This is a genomic window from Rhizobacter sp. P2_D12, assembly GCF_056404395.1.
In genome coordinates this window covers 1-18,383 of record NZ_JBFUEB010000117.1, presented here as the reverse complement: position 1 = coordinate 18,383, position 18,383 = coordinate 1, and the positions used below count along the sequence as shown (strand labels likewise).

14 protein-coding genes and 1 riboswitch are annotated in these 18,383 nt (G+C 70.2%); of the genes, 13 read left to right on the top strand and 1 reads right to left on the bottom strand.

What is annotated here, in order from left to right:
• The 5 genes from AC1DYN_RS27240 to AC1DYN_RS27220 form a co-directional block, all read left to right on the top strand.
• The coding region (locus AC1DYN_RS27240; RefSeq protein ID WP_477964965.1) for a DUF3108 domain-containing protein at positions 1-750 on the top strand (750 nt) is incomplete at its 5' end.
• Between the two features lie 64 nt (positions 751-814).
• Entirely contained in the window at positions 815-1,087 is a 273-nt protein-coding gene (locus AC1DYN_RS27235) for a BTH_I0359 family protein (RefSeq protein WP_477964963.1), read from the top strand.
• A gap of 80 nt (positions 1,088-1,167) precedes the next feature.
• Positions 1,168-3,480, top strand: coding sequence for an ATP-binding protein (locus tag AC1DYN_RS27230; RefSeq protein ID WP_477964961.1), 2,313 nt, complete (start codon positions 1,168-1,170; stop codon positions 3,478-3,480).
• A 61-nt stretch (positions 3,481-3,541) separates the two neighbouring features.
• Positions 3,542-5,656: a putative bifunctional diguanylate cyclase/phosphodiesterase gene (locus AC1DYN_RS27225; RefSeq protein WP_477964959.1), complete on the top strand. Its 2,115-nt coding sequence runs from the start codon at positions 3,542-3,544 to the stop codon at positions 5,654-5,656.
• A 55-nt stretch (positions 5,657-5,711) separates the two neighbouring features.
• Positions 5,712-6,761 carry a homocysteine S-methyltransferase family protein gene (locus tag AC1DYN_RS27220; protein WP_477964957.1) on the top strand — a complete coding sequence of 350 codons (1,050 nt, stop codon included), beginning with the start codon at positions 5,712-5,714 and terminating at the stop codon, positions 6,759-6,761.
• A 46-nt stretch (positions 6,762-6,807) separates the two neighbouring features.
• Here AC1DYN_RS27220 and AC1DYN_RS27215 read toward each other — a convergent pair whose 3' ends face one another.
• Complete coding sequence (locus AC1DYN_RS27215) at positions 6,808-7,353, bottom strand: OmpA family protein (protein WP_477964955.1); 546 nt, start codon at positions 7,351-7,353, stop codon at positions 6,808-6,810.
• 201 nt (positions 7,354-7,554) lie between these two features.
• Positions 7,555-7,629: riboswitch (S-adenosyl-L-homocysteine riboswitch) on the top strand.
• A 56-nt stretch (positions 7,630-7,685) separates the two neighbouring features.
• On the opposite strand from AC1DYN_RS27215, the gene metH reads away from it, so the two are divergent.
• The 8 genes from metH (at position 7,686) to AC1DYN_RS27175 (ending at position 18,073) form a co-directional block, all read left to right on the top strand.
• A complete protein-coding gene (gene metH, locus AC1DYN_RS27210) occupies positions 7,686-10,475 on the top strand; it encodes a methionine synthase (protein ID WP_477964953.1) in 2,790 nt (929 codons plus the stop codon).
• 237 nt (positions 10,476-10,712) lie between these two features.
• Complete coding sequence (locus AC1DYN_RS27205) at positions 10,713-12,476, top strand: DUF1800 domain-containing protein (protein ID WP_477964951.1); 1,764 nt, start codon at positions 10,713-10,715, stop codon at positions 12,474-12,476.
• 14 nt (positions 12,477-12,490) lie between these two features.
• The gene (locus AC1DYN_RS27200; RefSeq protein ID WP_477964949.1) at positions 12,491-13,966 is read left to right on the top strand and encodes a DUF1501 domain-containing protein; all 1,476 of its coding nucleotides are present in this window, start codon (positions 12,491-12,493) and stop codon (positions 13,964-13,966) included.
• Positions 13,967-14,016: 50 nt separating this feature from the next.
• The gene (locus tag AC1DYN_RS27195; protein WP_477964947.1) at positions 14,017-14,628 is read left to right on the top strand and encodes a glycine zipper 2TM domain-containing protein; all 612 of its coding nucleotides are present in this window, start codon (positions 14,017-14,019) and stop codon (positions 14,626-14,628) included.
• 48 nt (positions 14,629-14,676) lie between these two features.
• On the top strand, positions 14,677-15,399 hold the full coding sequence (locus tag AC1DYN_RS27190; protein WP_477964945.1) for a TorF family putative porin: 723 nt from the start codon (positions 14,677-14,679) through the stop codon (positions 15,397-15,399).
• An 85-nt stretch (positions 15,400-15,484) separates the two neighbouring features.
• A complete protein-coding gene (locus tag AC1DYN_RS27185; RefSeq protein WP_477964943.1) occupies positions 15,485-16,108 on the top strand; it encodes an RNA polymerase sigma factor in 624 nt (207 codons plus the stop codon).
• Entirely contained in the window at positions 16,098-16,772 is a 675-nt protein-coding gene (locus AC1DYN_RS27180; RefSeq protein ID WP_477964941.1) for an anti-sigma factor family protein, read from the top strand. The genes AC1DYN_RS27185 and AC1DYN_RS27180 overlap by 11 nt, the downstream gene beginning before the upstream one ends.
• On the top strand, positions 16,769-18,073 hold the full coding sequence (locus tag AC1DYN_RS27175) for a S8 family serine peptidase (protein WP_477964939.1): 1,305 nt from the start codon (positions 16,769-16,771) through the stop codon (positions 18,071-18,073). The genes AC1DYN_RS27180 and AC1DYN_RS27175 overlap by 4 nt, the downstream gene beginning before the upstream one ends.
• Positions 18,074-18,383 lie beyond the last annotated feature (310 nt).

The following is an 18,383-nucleotide window of genomic DNA, read 5'->3' as shown; positions in this document are numbered from 1 at the left end:
GTGCGCAGCGCCCGCCCTGCCGCCGACATCGCGCCGGTCGTCGTGGCCGCCGCCAGCAGCCCGGCCCGGCCGGCACCGGCCGATGCGGAAGAACCGCCCGTCTATCCGACATTGCTGCCGCCATCGGCCGTGCTGCGCTACGACCTGCGCCGCAGCGGCTTCAGCGGGCGCGGCGAGTTGCAGTGGCAGACGGCCAACGGCCAGTACCAGACGCGGCTGGAGGGCAGCGTGGCCGGCTTCCGTGTCTTCACCTGGGCCAGCCAGGGCCGCCTCGACAAGGCCGGGCTTGCGCCGCTGCGCTTCACCGACGAGCGCCGTGGCAAGCCGCTGCAGGCGGCGAATTTCCAGCGCAATGCCGGCAAGATCAGCTTCTCCGGCCCGAGCACCGAATACCCGCTGGTGCCCGGCGCGCAAGACCGGCTGAGCTGGCTGATCCAGCTGAGCGCGGCGCTGGCGGCGCGCGGCAGCACGCCGGTGACGGGCGACCGCCTGTCCTTCTTCGTCGCCGGCGCGCGCGGCGAAGGCGAGGTCTGGCACCTGGTCGTGCAGGGCCCGCAGACGCTGACCATCCAGGACCAGCCGACCCCCACCTGGCGCCTGCTGCGCGAACCGCGCAAACCCTATGACTCGCGCATCGAGGTCTGGATGGACCCGGCGCGGCACTTCCTGCCGGTGCGCTACCGGCAAAGCACCGACGGGCAGAGCGACGTGCTCGACATGGTGCTGCAAGAGATGCAACTGGCGTCCTGACCGGCACGGCGCCCAACTTGAAAACCGCCCGGCGCCCACCACCTGCTGTCGAAGGAGAGCCCTCATGCACATGCTCTACAACTCGGAAAACTTCGTCGTCGTGCAATTCGACGGCTCGCAGGGTGCCAGCGCCGTGCGCGAGGAATCGCTGATGCGCGGCGGCTACGAGATCGTCGACAAGTTCGCGCGCAAGGAAATCTTCATCGAGGGCGCGCTCGCCGAAAGCTTCAAGCAGGGCGTCGAGGCACTGATCGAGACCTCGCCGTCCGAGGAGGAGATGGACGACTACCTGGAGCGCTTCTCGTCGCTGATGCAGCACCCGCTGGTTCTCCATTGACCGGGCGTTGACAGCTTTGTAAAGCCGATGGGGCTTGCCGCGCAGCGCCTGCTGCGCCAAGATGGATCGCAGGAGGATCCATGGCGACCCGCCAGCTCGAAGCGCGCATGCTGCTGTCGCCCGGCCTGAAAGAAGCGCCGGTGCTCGACCGCATGTGCTCGCAGTTCGTGCTGACGCTCACCGTGCGCCACGCCGGCCGCTTCAACCTGCGGCGCGACTGGAACAGCCTGCTGTCGCTGACAGGGCGCCACCTGGTGTGGCCGGCCAGCGTGCTGGCGCGGTTGCGCGGCTTCCTGAAGATGCGCTGCAAGGGTAACGAGCACTGGCGCGGGCACGAGGCGCTGGCCGACGAGGCCTTCATGCTGCGCCACGGTGCCTGGCGCGGCCCGTACGAGGAAGGCACGCTGTTCTTCTACATCGACGAGTACATCAAGGACGCGCCGAAAGACCTGCTGGCCGTGCTCGGCGCCACCGCCGACTGGCTGGACCGCAGCCTGAAGAAGGAATCGACGCTGGTCGAGAAGAACATCGACGCGCTGGCCGGCCTGCTGCAGCTGAACCCGGCCGAGCGCGCGCTGCTGCTGTACGGCACGCTCGCGCGCTACCAGCGCGATCTGCGCGGGCTGCTGGTCGAGTTCAAGGTGTCGAACGCGCAGGAGGCCTATGCGGCCATTGCCGCGGTGGCCGGCGTCAACGAGCAGGAGGTGGCCGAGGCGCTGCGCGCCGGCTCGCGGCTCGAACGCATCGGCATGGTCGAGAACCTGATCTCCGAGCACAACATCACCGACCTGGCCGACCTGATGAAGGTCAGCGAGCAGCTGCCGCCGGTGCTGATGCGGCACTACGCCGGGCCGTCCGACCTGATGGCGGTGTTCACGCGGCCGGCCGCGCGCAGCGAGTTGTTGCCCGGCGACTTCCACTACGTCGGCGAAGACCAGCGCGTGCTGACCGCGCTGCTGCGCAACGCGGTGGCGCGCAAGGAACCGGGCGTCAACGTGCTGCTGTACGGCCCGCCGGGCACCGGCAAGACCGAGCTCGCCAAGGTGGCGGCGCAGGCCGCCGGGCTCGAGCTGTACGAGGTGGAATATGCCGACCGCGACGGCAACTCGCTGTCGGGCCGCGACCGCTACCGCTCGCTGCAGATCAGCCAGGTGTTCCTGAAGGGCGGCAACCGCGTCGCGCTGCTGTTCGACGAGGTCGAAGACGTGTTCCCGCCGATCTCCACCGATGCCGCGCAGCTGATGGCGCGCATGGACACCGGCGACGGCGCGCTGTCGGGCAGCGTCAGCGGCAAGGCCTGGGTCAACCAGATCCTCGAGACCAACCCGGTGCCGGTGATCTGGGTCACCAACCGCATCGAGCAGATCGACCCGGCGTTCCGCCGCCGCTTCCAGTACCACCTCGAGCTGAAATCGCCGCCGCCCGGCGCGCGCGAGGCGCTGGTGACGCGCGCGCTGGTCGACGTCGCGGTGTCCGACGGCTTCGCGTCGCGGCTGGCCGAGCGGCGCGGCCTCACGCCGGCGCAGGTGCGCACCGCGGTCAAGTTCGCGCGGCTGGCATGCGACGGCCCCGATGCGCCGGCGATGGAGGCGCTGATCGAGCGCCAGCTCGGCCATGCCGACAAGGCGCTGGGCCACGGCGGCGACGAGCGCGGCGCGCGCCGCAGCGTGACCCGCTACGACCTGGGCCTCGTCAACACCGAATCGCGCTTCGAGCTGTCGCGCATCATCGAGGCGCTGCGCCGCAAGGGCCATGGCACGCTGTGCTTCCACGGCCCGCCCGGCACCGGCAAGACCGCGCTGGCCGAGCACCTCGCGCAGCAGCTGCAGCGCCCGCTGATGATCCGCCAGGCCTCCGACATCGTCAGCAAGTTCGTCGGCGAGACCGAGCAGAACATGGCGCGCATGTTCGACGAGGCCGAGACCGAGCAGGCGGTGCTGCTGCTCGACGAGGCCGACAGCTTCCTGCGCAGCCGGCGCCTGGCCGAGCGCAACTACGAGCTCAGCGAGGTCAACGAGATGCTGCAGGGCATGGAGCGCTTCGGCGGCGTCTTCATCTGCACCACCAACCTGTTCGACGAGCTCGACGAGGCGGCGCTGCGGCGCTTCACGTTCAAGATCCAGTTCAAGCCGCTGGAGGCTTCGCAGCGCGAACGCATGTTCGTGGTCGAGGCCCTGGACGGCGATGCCCAGGCGCTGGGCGACGAACAGCGTGAACGATTGGGCAGGCTCGACCAGTTGACTCTCGGCGATTTCGCCGCGGTGCGGCGCCAGGTCGACGTGCTGGGGGAAGCGTTCACTCCGCACGAATTCCTGTCGCAGCTTGAGTCCGAGCACCGGGTCAAGCCCGAGGTGCGGCGGCGCCGCGGAATCGGCTTCACCCACGGGAGTTGAGCTGTCTCAAGCCCGGGCTGCGCCGGCCGATAAGGACCGGATGACGTAGCCAGAGGGTTCGATGGACGAGGCATTCATCCCGTGGAGGTTCCGCGCCGAACTGTGGTCGGCCTCCTTCGGCATGGCCGTCTTCGCCGCCTACGTGGCGCTGGACGTGGCGCGTGGCGTCGCCTCCAGCCACCGCCCGAGCTCGCTGCGCGCGCTGGCCGGCTCGGCGCTGGCGCTGGCGGTCGGCACCTGGTCGCTGCATTTCATCGTGATGGCGGACGGCCCGTTGCCGTTCGCGATGGGCTACAACGGCTGGATCGTGTTCGCGTCGCTCGCGGTGGCCTATGGCGGCTCGCTGCTGTCCTGCCTGCTCGGCAGCCGCAGCGCGATCGGCTTGCGCAGCGGACTCGGGGCGGCACTGAGCGTGGGCTGCGCGACCTGCGCGACCTCGGTGGTCGCCCTGCTGGCCTTGCGGCTGCAACCTCATGTGGAATGGAACTGGGCCGTCGTCGTCCCCGGCTGGCTCGCGACCTGCGCGCTCGCCGGCGGCGGGCTGTGGCTGATGTCGTACCGCCGCGCCATCGCACCGGTGGGCGTGCGCTGGCGCGCCATCGTGGCCGTGGTGCTGGGGTCGTCGATGGCGGTCGGCAATGCCACCGTGCTGCTGGGCGCGGAAGTGCCGCTGCTCGCGCTGTCGAGTACCGGCGACCTGGTCGGCCTGGCCACGGTGACGGCGCTGGCGGTGGTCGGCGTGCCGATCCTGCTGGTCGCGCTGCTGCTGACCTCGCTGCTCGAGGCGCGCTTTCGCGCGATGCTGCGGCGCGCGCGCGAGGAGCTGCAGGTGGCGGCCTACACCGACCGCCTGACCGGCCTGCCGAACCGCGCGATGTTCGACGAGCGGCTGCAGCGCGCGGTGCTGAAGGCCGACCGCCATGAGCACCGGCTCGCGCTGCTGTTCTGCAACCTGGATGGCCTGAAGGCCGTCAACGAATCCTTCGGCCAGAGCAGCGGCGACATGGTGCTGCGCGAGATGGCCGGGCGGCTGAAGCAGCTGACCGGCGAGCGCAACGTGGTCTCGCGCGCCGGCGGCGACGAATTCCTGATCCTGGTCGAGGGCTCGCCCGGGAAGGACGATGCGGCGCGCCTGGCGGGCCGCGTGCTGGCCGCGCTGCACCAGCCGTGCCGCTTCGACAACCACGAGGTGCCGCTGACCTGCTCGATCGGCATCGCGATGTACCCCGAGGACGGCGCGCTGTCGAAGCTGGTGCCGCATGCGGCGGCGGCGATGAACAGCGTCAAGCGCACCGGCGGCGCGGCGCACTGCTTCTTCGAGCCGCGCATGGTGGCCGGTGCGCGCGAGCAGGTCGAGCTGCTGCACGACCTGCGGCGCGCCATCGAGCACCGCGAGCTGGAGCTGTACTACCAGCCGAAGATCCACGCGCCGAGCGGGCAGATCACCGGCGCCGAGGCGCTGATGCGCTGGCACCACCCGCAGCGCGGCATGGTGAGCCCGGCGGTGTTCATCCCGCTGGCCGAGCGCTTCGGGCTGATCAACGCGCTGGGCAACTGGCTGATCGAGGACGCCTGCCGGCAGATCCGCGTCTGGCGCGACCAGGGGCTGCGCATGCGCGTCGCGATCAACCTGTCGGTGCACCAGCTGCGCCAGCCCGACCTGGCGCAGCGCATCGATGCGGCGCTGCGCAACCACCGCATCGACCCGTCGCTGCTGACCTGCGAGATCACCGAATCGGCGGCGATGGACGACACGCGCGCCAACCTGCAGATCCTCGAAGAGCTGTCGGCGATCGGCGTGCACCTGTCGATCGACGACTTCGGCACCGGCTATTCGAGCCTGAGCTACCTGCGCAAGCTGCCGTCGGAGGAGCTGAAGATCGACCGCAGCTTCGTGCTCGACCTGGAAAGCAGCGCTGATGCGCGCGCCATCGTCGATGCCGTCGTCAAGCTGGCGCAGGCGCTCGGGCTGAAGGTGGTGGCCGAGGGCGTCGAGACCGAGGAACAGCAGGCCATCCTGCGCTCGCTCGGCTGCAACGAGCTACAGGGCTTCCTGTTCGCCAAGCCGATGTCGGCCAGCGCGCTGGCGCTGTGGGCGATGAACGACGAGGGCCCGGCACCGATCGATTTCCGCGCCTCGCTGTTCAGCGACACCATCCCGTCGATGCTGGCCTGACGCTGTTGCGACCTTGTTGCGGTCGCGGCCTGGCGAGGTTTCCTACAATCGCGGCATGAACGCGCCTGCCTACACCCGTGCCGCGGCCCTGCCGCAGATCCTGTCGCAACGCATTGCCGTGCTCGACGGCGCGATGGGCACGATGATCCAGCGCTACAAGCTGACCGAGGCCGATTACCGCGGCGAGCGCTTCGCCGATCACCCGAAGGACCTGAAGGGCAACAACGAGCTGCTGCAGTTCACGCGGCCCGACGTGATCCGCGAGATCCACGAGCAGTACCTGGCCGCCGGCGCCGACATGATCGAGACCAACACCTTCGGCGCGACCAGCGTGGCGCAGGAAGACTACGGCCTGGCCGAGGTGGCGCGCGAGATGAACGTGGTGGCGGCGCGCCTCGCACGCGAGGCCTGCGACAAGTACAGCACGCCGGACAAGCCGCGCTTCGTGGCCGGCGCACTGGGCCCGACGCCGCGCACCGCGAGCATCAGCCCGGACGTCAATGACCCGGCGGCGCGCAACGTCAGCTTCGACGAGCTGCGTGCCGCCTACTACGAGCAGGCGGCGGGGCTGCTGGAAGGCGGCTGCGACCTGTTCCTGGTCGAGACCATCTTCGACACGCTGAACGCCAAGGCGGCGATCTTCGCGCTCGACGAGCTGATGGAAGACACCGGCGAGCGCCTGCCGGTGATCATCTCCGGCACGGTGACCGATGCGTCGGGCCGCATCCTGTCGGGCCAGACGGTGAGCGCGTTCTGGCACAGCGTGCGGCATGCGCGGCCGATCGCGGTCGGGCTCAACTGCGCGCTCGGCGCGACGCTGATGCGGCCGTACATCGAGGAACTGGCCAAGGTGGCCGGCGACACCTTCATCAGCTGCTACCCGAACGCCGGGCTGCCGAACCCGATGAGCGACACCGGCTTCGACGAGACGCCGGAGATCACCGGCAGCCTGGTCGAGGAATTCGCGAAGTCGGGCTTCCTGAACATCGCGGGCGGCTGCTGCGGCACGACGCCGGCGCACATTGCCGAGATCGCGAAGCGGGTGGGCGCCTACCGGCCGCGCACGCGCCACGATCCCTTGTTCTCGGGCCTCCTGGCCGCGTAGCCCGGATGCCAATCCGGGACCGCTGAACCCCGGATCGGCATCCGGGCTACTTGCTGCCCGAGCGCACCGCCCGCTCGCCGATCAGGATCTCGACGCGCCGGTTCGCCGCGCGCCCGGCCTCGTCGTCGTTGCTGCCCACCGGGTCGCGCGAGCCGCGGCCCGCCACGCCGATCTTGATCGGCGACAGCCCGCGCGCCACCAGCCAGTCGCGCGCGCTCGCCGCGCGGTCCAGCGACAACGCGTCGTTGCCGGCAGCCGAGCCCTTGCTGTCGGTGTGGCCGACGATGCGCAGCTCGAGCTGCGGCTGGCTGCGCAGCACCACGGCCACCTTGTCCAGCAGCCCGGTGGCCACCGGCTTCAGCGCCGAGCGGTTGGCCTCGAACGCGACATCGCCCGGCAGCGTGAGCCACAGGCGTTCGTCGGTCGTGCGCGCCAGCGTCATCGGCGTGCCCTGCAGGCTGCCGGCCAGCTGGCGTTCCACCGATTCCATCTGCGGCGACCAGCTGCGCGCGGCGCCGGAGGCGGCCTGGCCGTAGACCGGGCCGGGCGCCGAACCCGGCACCGACGGCCCCGGCGCCGGCAAGGGCTTCACGGGGGGCGCGCCGCAGGCCACCAGCAAGGCGGCGGCAACAGCCGGGAGAGCGAGAGAGCGAGTAAGAAACGTCTTGTTGTTCACGGCGGCAACTTCAGTCGTGGGGTCTGAGATTGGACACGCTCCGTGCACCACGACCGCAACAGGGACTTGCCGATTTGTAACCGAGGGCGCTGCGCGGACGGGCCGCATAAAATGCGGCTTTCCAAGGAGCGTTGCGACGGTGCCGGTGCGGTGCCGCCAGGCTTGGAAGCTTGCAAACCACGCTCACCCCCGCATGATCCATCGCATGCGCCCCGGGTGAGCTCCGGGGCGGTGCCAGCCGACCCGCCATGACCGCCACGCCTTCCTCGCCCGCCGCCGCCCAGCCCGTTCCGCCGATGAAACTCTCCGGACTGGAACCGGTGCTCATCGGCGAAGGCAGCCTGTTCGTCAACATCGGCGAGCGCACCAACGTCACCGGCTCGAAGGCCTTCGCGCGCATGATCCTGAACGGCGAGTTCGAGCAGGCCCTGAGCGTCGCGCGCCAGCAGGTCGAGAACGGCGCCCAGGTGATCGACGTCAACATGGACGAGGCGATGCTCGACAGCAAGGCGGCGATGGTGCGCTTCCTGAACCTGATCGCGAGCGAGCCCGAGATCGCGCGCGTGCCGATCATGATCGACAGCTCGAAGTGGGACGTGATCGAGGCCGGCCTCAAGTGCATCCAGGGCAAGGGCATCGTCAACTCGATCTCGATGAAGGAAGGGGTCGAGCCGTTCCGCCACCAGGCGAAGCTGATCCGCCGCTACGGCGCCGCGGCCGTCGTGATGGCCTTCGACGAGAAGGGCCAGGCCGACACCTACGAGCGCAAGGTCGAGATCTGCGAGCGGGCCTACCGCATGCTGGTCGACGAGATCGGCTTCCCGCCCGAGGACATCATCTTCGACCCGAACATCTTCGCGATCGCCACCGGCATCGAGGAGCACGACAACTACGCCGTCGACTTCATCAACGCGACGCGCTGGATCAAGCAGAACCTGCCCGGCGCGAAGGTCAGCGGCGGCGTGTCGAACGTGAGCTTCAGCTTCCGCGGCAACGACCCGATGCGCGAGGCCATCCACACGGTGTTCCTGTACCACGCGATCCAGGCCGGCATGGACATGGGCATCGTCAACGCGGGCATGGTGGGCGTGTACGACGACCTCGAGCCGACGCTGCGCGAGCGCGTCGAGGACGTGGTGCTGAACCGCAAGCCGGTCTACAAGCCCGGCGAAGCGGAGTTGACGCCGGGCGAGCGCCTGATCGAGATCGCCGAGACCGCCAAGGGCGCCGCCAAGGACGACAGCGCCAAGCTCGCCTGGCGCGCCAAGCCGGTGCGCGAGCGCCTGAGCCACGCGCTGGTGCACGGCATCAACGACTTCATCACCGTCGACACCGAAGAGGTCTACCAGCTGATCAAGGCCGGCGGCGGCCGCCCGCTGCACGTGATCGAAGGCCCGCTGATGGACGGCATGAACGTCGTCGGCGACCTGTTCGGCCAGGGCAAGATGTTCCTGCCGCAGGTGGTSAARWSSGCGCGCGTGATGAAGCAGGCSGTGGCGCACCTGCTGCCCTACATCGAGGAAGAGAAGAAGCTGCTGGTCGAGGCCGGCGGCGAGGCCAAGGCGAAGGGCAAGATCGTCATCGCGACGGTCAAGGGCGACGTGCACGACATCGGCAAGAACATCGTCACCGTCGTGCTCCAGTGCAACAACTTCGAGGTCGTCAACATGGGCGTCATGGTGCCGTGCCAGGACATCCTGGCGCGCGCCAAGGTCGAGGGCGCCGACATCATCGGCCTGTCGGGCCTGATCACGCCCAGCCTCGAGGAGATGCAGCACGTGGCCGGCGAGATGCAGCGCGACGACTACTTCCGCATCAAGAAGATCCCGCTGCTGATCGGCGGCGCCACCACCAGCCGCGTGCACACCGCGGTGAAGATCTCGCCGCACTACGAAGGCCCGGTGGTCTACGTGCCGGACGCGAGCCGCTCGGTCAGCGTCTGCAGCGACCTGCTGAGCGACGACAAGGCCGCCGCCTACATCGCCGAGCTGAACGCCGACTACGTGCGCGTGCGCGAGCAGCATGCCAACAAGAAGGCCACGCCGCTGGTGCCGCTGGCGCAGGCGCGCGCCAACAAGACGCCGATCGACTGGGCGGGCTACGTGCCCACCGCACCCAAGTTCACCGGCCGGCGCGTTTTCCGCAACTACGACCTGGCCGAGCTCGCGCAGTGCATCGACTGGGCTCCGTTCTTCCAGACCTGGGACCTGGCCGGGCCCTACCCGGCGATCCTCACCGACGACGTGGTCGGCGAATCGGCGCGCCGCGTGCTGAGCGACGGCCAGCGCATGCTCAAGCGGTTGATCGAGGGCCGCTGGCTGGCGGCGAACGGCGTGATCGGCCTGTACCCGGCCAACACCGTGAACGACGACGACATCGAGATCTACACCGACGACACGCGCAGCGAGGTGCTGATGACGTGGCGGGGCTTGCGCATGCAGAGCGAGCGCCCGGTGATCGACGGCATCCGCCGCCCGAACCGCTGCCTGGCCGACTTCATCGCCCCCAAGGGCTCGGGCCCGAACGACACGATTCGCGACCACATCGGCCTGTTCGCCGTGACCTCGGGCATCGGCACCGAGAAGAAGGAGAAGCAGTTCCTCGACGACCTCGACGACTACAGCGCGATCATGCTGAAGGCGCTGGCCGACCGGCTGGCCGAGGCCTTCGCAGAGCGCATGCACCAGCGCGTGCGCACCGAGTTCTGGGGCTATGCCGCTGGCGAGAGCCTGACGCAGGAGCAGCTGATCGCCGAGAAGTACCGCGGCATCCGCCCTGCTCCCGGCTACCCCGCCTGCCCCGACCACACCGTGAAGGCCGAGATGTTCCGCGTGATGCAGTGCGCCGACATCGGCATGGCACTCACCGAGAGCCTCGCGATGACGCCGGCCGCGAGCGTCAGCGGCTTCTACATGGCACACCCCGATGCCACGTACTTCAACGTCGGCAAGATCGGCGACGACCAGCTGAAGGACTGGGCCGAGCGCAGCGGCCAGGACGTGTCGCTGGTGCAGCGGTCGCTCGCCGCGCTGCTGTAGTCGCCGCAGACAGAACTGTTGCTTCGGGTTACATCCGAAGCATCCACACGCATCGCCGACGCTTCCGGTCAGGTGGCGGCCGGTCGCTGCACGATTTGTCCCCGTCCACGTGTCGTGGATTGACGCATTCGTTCGAACGCTGCCTGCAGGCGGTGTCCGACGGTGTCGCTGGTATGTCTCCTGCACGCTGCAGACCCTGTATCAGGTCGTAGCACCAAAGCATCGAGGGAGATCGAAGTGACAGCGCCTTTCACCACCACGACACCCACGACATCCGCGGCCCCGGGCCGGGCTGCCCGATTCGTCATCGGCGCACTGCTGGTTGCCGCGCTGGCGGCCTGCGGCGGCAAGAAGGACGAGCAATCCGACGTTCCGCCGCCCACCAAGGAGGAAGCGGCACGCTTCCTGACCCAGGCCACCTACGGCCCGAACGAGGCGCAGATCGGCCGGCTGTCGCAGATCGGCTACTCGGCCTGGTTCAACGAGCAGATGGGCGCACCGCTGAAGTCGCACCGCGACTACCTCACGATGGCCTCCGCCGATGCGGCCGCGGCCGGCGGCAACGTCAGTCCGAGCAACTTCATGGAGAGCTACTGGACGCAGGCCATCGGCGGCGACGACCAGCTGCGCCAGCGCGCGGCCTACACGCTGTCGCAGATCTTCGTGATCTCGTTCGCCGACAGCACGCTGGCCAACCAGCCGCGCGGCGTGGCCTCGTACTACGACATGCTGGCGCAGAACGCCTTCGGCAACTACCGCGACCTGCTGGAGCAGGTCACGATGCACCCGATGATGGGCGTCTACCTCACCAGCCTGCGCAACCAGAAGGAAGACGCCGCCACCGGCCGCGTCCCCGACGAGAACTATGCGCGCGAGATCATGCAGCTGTTCTCGATCGGCCTGTACGAGCTGAACGACGACGGCACGGTGAAGAGCGGCAACCCCGAGACCTACACCCACGACGACATCGCCGGCCTGGCCAAGGTGTTCACCGGCCTGAGCTGGTACGCCGGCGCCAACACCAGCGACCGCACGCGCAACCGCTTCTTCGGCGGCGATGCCAATGCCGAGCGCGACTGGCGCCCGATGCAGGCCTACAACAAGTACACCAACAACACCGACTTCCATTCGGTCAGCGAGAAGAAGTTCCTCGGCAAGACGATCGCCGCATCGGCGAGCTCGACCACCGACGGCGACATCAAGGTGGTGCTGGACACGCTGTTCAACCACCCGAACGTCGGCCCCTTCCTCGGCAGGCAGATCATCCAGCGCATGGTGACCAGCAATCCGAGCCCGGCCTACGTGCAGCGCGTCGCATCGGTGTTCGCCAACAACGGTGCTGGCGTGCGCGGCGACATGGGCGCGGTGTTCCGCGCGGTGCTGATGGACCCGGAAGCGCGCAACGTCGACCTGGCGCGCCACGACTACGGCAAGCTGCGCGAGCCGGTGCTGCGCCTGGCCTCGCTGCTGCGCGCCTTCAACGCCAAGTCGACCAGCGGCAAGTTCCAGGGCATCGACAACACCGACGACCCGGGCAGCCGCCTCGGCCAGACCGCGATGCGTTCGCCGACGGTGTTCAACTTCTACCGCCCCGGCTTCACGCCGCCGAACACCACCATCGAGGCCGCCGACCTGGTCGCGCCCGAGCTGCAGCTGGCCAACGAGGTGTCGGTGGCCGGCTACCTGAACTACATCCGCGGCTGGCTGTCGGTCAACGCGTCGCGCGACGTGCAGCTCGACTTCAGCGCCGAGCTGCCGCTGGCCGACAAGCCCGAGGAGCTGCTGGACCGCGTCAACCTGCTGATGATGTCCGGCCAGGCGCCGGCCGCGCTGCGCACGCAGCTGCTGGCCGCGGTGAACGGCCGCGCGATCCCGGCGGCCAAGAAGGACGCGAGCGGCAAGGTCACCAACCAGGCCGACATCGATGCCGCCAAGCGCGACCGCGTCGCCATCGCCGTCTTCCTGACGATGGCCTCGCCCGACTACCTGACCCAGAAGTGACCAGGAGCCACGCCATGTCTTCCCACCAAGCTTCYCGCCGCGAGTTCCTGCGCCGCGCCGCCGTCCTGTCCGGCTCGGTCGGCTCCGCCGGCCTGCCGTTCGCGCTCAACATGGCGACGCTGAGCGCCGCCGTGGCGCAGACCGCGGTCACCGACTACAAGGCCATCGTGTGCCTGTTCATGTACGGCGGCAACGATTCGGCCAACATGGTGCTGCCATGGGACGATGCCTCGTGGACGGCCTACAGCACGGTGCGCGCCACCGCGCCCGACCCGATCGCGCTGAAGCCGGTCGGCACGCTGGCCGACACCAGTGCCACCGCCGGCTCGCCGGCCGCGCTGGGCGGCGTGCTGTCGATCGCGCCCAAGTTCGCGAGCAACCCCGAGAACAACACGCGCAAGTTCGCGCTGCACCCGAGCCTGACCGACGTGAAGACGCTGTTCGACGCCGGCCGCGTGGGCATCATCGCCAACGCCGGCCCGCTGATCGAGCCGCTGGACAAGACCGCGTACCAGAAGGGCACCAGGCAGCGCCCGGCCAAGCTGTTCTCGCACAACGACCAGCAATCGACCTGGCAGGCGCTCGCGCCCGAAGGTGCGCGCGTCGGCTGGGGCGGCAAGTTCGGCGACCTGCTGGCCGGCAACAACACCAGCAGCACCTTCACCAACATCTCGATCGGCGGCAACGCGGTCTTCATGGCCGGCAACTCGGTGTTCCAGTACCAGGTCGGCAATGGCGGCGCGACCGCGATCGGCGGCCTGACCGGCTCGCTGTTCGGCTCGACCGCGGCGGCCACCAACTTCAAGTCCATCATCACCGCCGACAACCAGCACCTGCTGGCCAAGGAGCAGTCAGTGATCGTGCGCCGCTCGATCGATGCGCAGGCGGCCTTCCAGACCGCGTTCAACGGCTCGGTCGTGACCGCGCCGACGCAGTACTTCAACCCGGCGCAGCGCGCGAGCGGCAACAACGGCCTCGCGCAGCAGCTGCAGACGGTGGCACGCATCATCGGCGCGCGCACCACGCTGGGGGCCAAGCGCCAGGTGTTCTTCGTCAGCATCGGCGGCTTCGACACGCACGACAACCAGAACAAGGCGCATGCCGACCTGTACGCGCGCATCTCGCACGCGATCAACTACTTCGACACGACGCTCGCGACGCTGGGCGTGCGCGACCAGGTGACGCTGTTCACCGCATCCGACTTCGGCCGCACCTTCACCAGCAACGGCGACGGCACCGACCACGGCTGGGGCGGCCACCACTTCGTGCACGGCGGCGCGGTCAAGGGCGGCGACATCTACGGCCGCTTCCCGCAGGTCGGCATCAACCATCCCGACGAGGTCGGCTCGGGCAGCTTCCTGCCGGGCACCTCGGTCGACCAGATCGGGGCGACGCTGGGCAAGTGGTTCGGCGTCAGCGACAGCAACCTGAACACCGTGTTCCCGAACCTGAAGAACTTCCCGACCGCCAACCTCGGCTTCCTGGGGTGAGAATCCACCCCGACGCTTCTTTTGCCTTCATTTCCTGACGGGACCCTGCCATGGACAACGCCGCCTCCTCCAACCTTGCCACCGACCCCTCTGCCACCCCCGGCGCCACGGCCGCCGCACCGCGCCGCACGGCATGGTGGATTGCCGGCGGACTGGGCGTGGTCGGCGCCGGCGCGCTGGCCGCCGCCCTGACGGCCGGACCGAAGCCGGCGCCCGAGGAACCGGCCGCACCGCTGGCCGCCACCGCGAATGCGAAGGGCAAGGCCAACCATGCCAAGGCCGCGACGCCGGCCCCCACCACCACCGCGGCGGCCGAGGTCTGCAGCAGCTGCGGCACCGTCGAGAGCGTGAAGGCCGAGACCCGCAAGGGTGAAGGCACCGGCCTCGGCGCCGTGGCCGGTGGCGTGCTCGGCGGCGTCGTCGGCCACCAGGTCGGCGGCGGCAACGGCAAGAAGGCGATGACGGTGCTGGGCGCCGTCGGCGGCGGGCTGGCCGGCCACGAGGTCGAGAAGCGCGCCCGCAGCACCACCGTCTACCACGTCAAGCTGCGCATGGACGACGGCACGACGCGCACCATCACGCAATCGACCCAACCGGCCGTCGGCGGCCGCTTCGAGGTCGACGGCAGCACGCTGAAGCCGCTGCCGCTGCCGAAAGCCTGATCTTGAAGCGGCCCCGGGGCCGCTCATCTTCTGGCACGATCCGCCCCCGTGACATCAGGACCGACGGGGCGCAAGCGCCTGACTTTGCTGGCGGGGCTGTGCCTGTCGTGCGCCGCGGCGCACGCACAGGAGGTCGACCTCAACCTGGGCCTCAGCTCGGCGCTGCTGGTGCGCGGCGTCGCGCTCGGCAATGCCAGGCCGGCGCTGCAGGGCGGCGTGTCGGTGTCCACCGCGGACGGCTGGCTGGTGTCGCTGGGCGTCGCGGCGCTGCGGCCGTCGGCCGACGAAGGCTGGACCGAGCAGGTGCATGCCCGGCTCGGCCATGCCTTCCGCCTCGACGACGACTGGAGCGCCCAGGTCGCGGCCGTCCACTATGCCTACCCGTTCGACGACTACCTGCGGCCTTTCGAGCGCGACGAACTGGGCGCCACGCTGGCCTGGCGCGACCAGGTCTTCGCGTCGGTGACCGGGCTGCGCCAGGCGCGGCTGCCGGCTTCGGGCCACCGCGGCAGCATCGCCTGGGACCTGGTGCTGCGCCAGCCGCTCGGCCGCTGGGGCGACCGCTCGCTGGCGCTCGGCGCCGGCCTCGGCCACCTGGACCCGCAGCACCGCCCCGGGGCCAGCTACAACTACGGCCACCTGGGCCTGAGCGGGCGCATCGGCGACGTGCAGCTCGATCTGTCGCGCGTGGTGACCGATTCCCAGGCACGCGAGCGCTTCGGCGCGGCGGCCGATTCGCGCTGGGTGGCGAGCCTGGGCATCGCTTTCTGACGCGCCGGCGAAAAGTTTTTGCAACTTCCGGCGCACTGCGGCGTACACACCGACAGATGCCCCCGAGACATTGCCCCCTTACGCCATGCCGCTGCTGTCGCTGATCCCCGGCCGCGCCGCGCCCCGCCTGGACGACGCGGACGAGGCTGCGTTGCTGCGCCGCATCGCCGCCGGCGACCGCGCGGCGCTGGAGGCCCTGTACCGCCCCTATCACCGCCGGCTGGACCGCTTCCTGGCGCGGCTGACGCGGCGCAGCGACGTGATCGAGGAGGTGATCAACGACACCTTCTGGATCGTCTGGCAGAAGGCCGGCGATTTCCGCGGCGATTCGCGCGTATCGACCTGGATCGTCGGCATCGCCTACCGCTGCGCGCTGAAGGCCTTGCGCGACCATGGCGACGAGCCGGCCGAGGCGCCGGACGCCTCGCACGAACTGCACCCGACGGACGACCCGCATGCGCGCCACGAGCTGGCCGACTGGGTGGCCAAGGGCATGAGCCGGCTCAATGCCGAGCAGCGTGCGACGATGGAGCTGGCCTACGGCGCCGGCCATTCGCTGGAAGAAGTGGCCGGCATCATGGACTGCGAGGTCAGCACCGTGAAGGCCCGCATGTTCCATGCGCGCGTCAAGCTGCGCCACGTGCTGCCGGTGCTGGCCGGCTGGGCCGCCCGGCCGCCGGGCCGGCAGGAGAACGACGATGAACCATGAAGTACGCGATGCGGCGGCGGCGGAGCACCGCCGCAGCTGGGATGCGATCCCCTGGGTCGTCAACGGCACGGCCGATGCGGCGCAGCGCCGGCGGGTCGACGCGCATGCGCAGGCCTGCGCCGACTGCCGCGACGAACTGGCGCGCCAGCGCACGCTGCAGGCCGCGGTGGCCCAGGCCGGCGCACCGCTGACCGATGCCGACGCCGGCTTGAAGCGCCTGATGCGGCGCATCGACCAGGCGAGCGAGGTGGCGGCCCGGGTGCCGCCCGGCCCGGCGCGCCGGGCCGGGTCCGGCCCGCTGGTGTACTGGCTGGCAGCGGCGGTGGTGGTCGAGGCGGTGGGCCTGTCGGTGCTGGGCGCGGGCCTGCTGTTCCGCGGCGGCCCGGCACCGGCCTACCAGACGCTGAGCGCGCCGTCGCACGAGGCGCGCGCCGCGCTGCGCATCGTGCCGGCACCGGCGCTGCGCGTCGACGAGCTGCAAAGCCTCCTGCGCGGCCTGGAGCTGCAGATCGTCAGCGGCCCGAACGCGGCCGGGGCCTACGGCCTGGCACCGCTGGCCGGCAGCGTGAATGCGGACCAGCTGGCCGCGAAGATCGCCGCGTTGCGGGCGGCGCCCGGCATGCGCCTGGTCGAACCGGTGGGCGGGGCGGGGCCCGGGTCATGATCCGCGCGATCGCGGCCGCCGGCGTCGCCGTGCTGGCGGCGCTGCTGGCCGCCTGCGCGGGGCCCACGGCCGCGCTGCCGCACGACGAGGCCGATGCCGGCCTGCTGCGCGAGCACCCCGAGCGGCTGGTCGTCATCGCGGTCGCGAACCCGCGCGACAGCATCGTCACGCAGGCCGGCTCGACGCTGGCCAGCTACAACGCGAGCCCGCGCTACGGCGCCGGCAGCGAGGCGCGCGCGACGCTCGAGGCCCTGAAGCGCGAGCACGGCCTGCGCGAACTGGCCGCATGGCCGATCGGCGCACTGCGCGTGCACTGCGTGGTGCTGGAGATCGCCGCCGGTGACCGCCGCGAGCAGGTGCTGGAGCGGCTGTCGCGCGACCCGCGCGTCGCGATCGCGCAGGCGCTGCAGAGCTTCGACACGCTGGCCGCGCCCGAACCGGCGCCGAGCGGCTACAACGACCCGTATGCCGACCTGCAGCGCGGCTTCGTCGAGATCGACGCGGCGCGCGCCCACCAGAGCGCGCGCGGCCAGGGCGTGCGCATCGCGCTGATCGACACCGGCGTCGACACCGCGCACCCCGACCTGCAGGGCCGCATCGCGTCGACGCGCGATTTCGTCGACGGCAACGCGGCGCGCTTCGGCAGCGACCGCCACGGCACCGAAGTGGCCGGCGTGATCGGCGCGGTCGCCAACAACCGGCAGGGCATCGTCGGCGTCGCGCCGCAGGCCATGCTCGCCGTCTACAAGGCCTGCTGGCAGCGCGGCGCGGCAGAGGGCGGCGGCGCGCGCTGCAACTCGTTCACGCTGGCGCAGGCGCTGGGCGCGAGCATCGACGACGGTGCCCGCATCATCAACCTGAGCCTGGGCGGGCCGGACGACGAACTGCTGGGCCGGCTGGTGGGCTATGCGCTGAGCCATGGCCGCATCGTGATCGGCGCGATGCCGCCGGATGGCAAGCCGGGCGGCTTCCCGTCCGGCATCCCCGGTGTGATCGCGGTCGATGCGAGCGGCACGCCGGGCCGCGCCGGCAGCTTGCAGGCGCCGGGGCGCGACATCCTGACGCTGGAACCCGGCGGCGGCTACGACTTCAGCTCGGGCTCGTCGCTCGCGGCGGCGCRTGCGAGCGCGGTCGCGGCATTGATGCTCGAAGCGGCGCCCGGAATGGATGCCGCCACCTTGCGCGCCGCGCTGGAGCGCAGCCGCAGCGGTGGCTCGATCAACGCCTGCGCGGCGCTGGCGGGCCTGGGCAAGCCGGGGCCGTGCAGCGGCCGCCAGGCCGCCGACGCCGCTCCCCGCTAGGCCCGTCTGCAACCGCTTGCAACGATCGCACATCGCTCGCAACTCTTTTCCCCGCGATCCGCACACACCGACAGAAGCAAGGCCGGCCAGTGCCCGGCGCTTCAAGCGAAGCGAGCCGCAAGGCCCGCGTGTCGAACCGGTGAAGACGACCTAGCCAAGAGGAGCGATGAAATGACGATCACTCGCAAGGGATTTTTGGGCGCTGCCGCAGGCAGCACCGTGATGCTGTTCCTGCAGGCCTGCGGCGGCGGTGGCGGCGACTACAGCCCCGCCCCCGCGCCCGGCCCGGCCCCCGCGCCCGGCCCCGCGC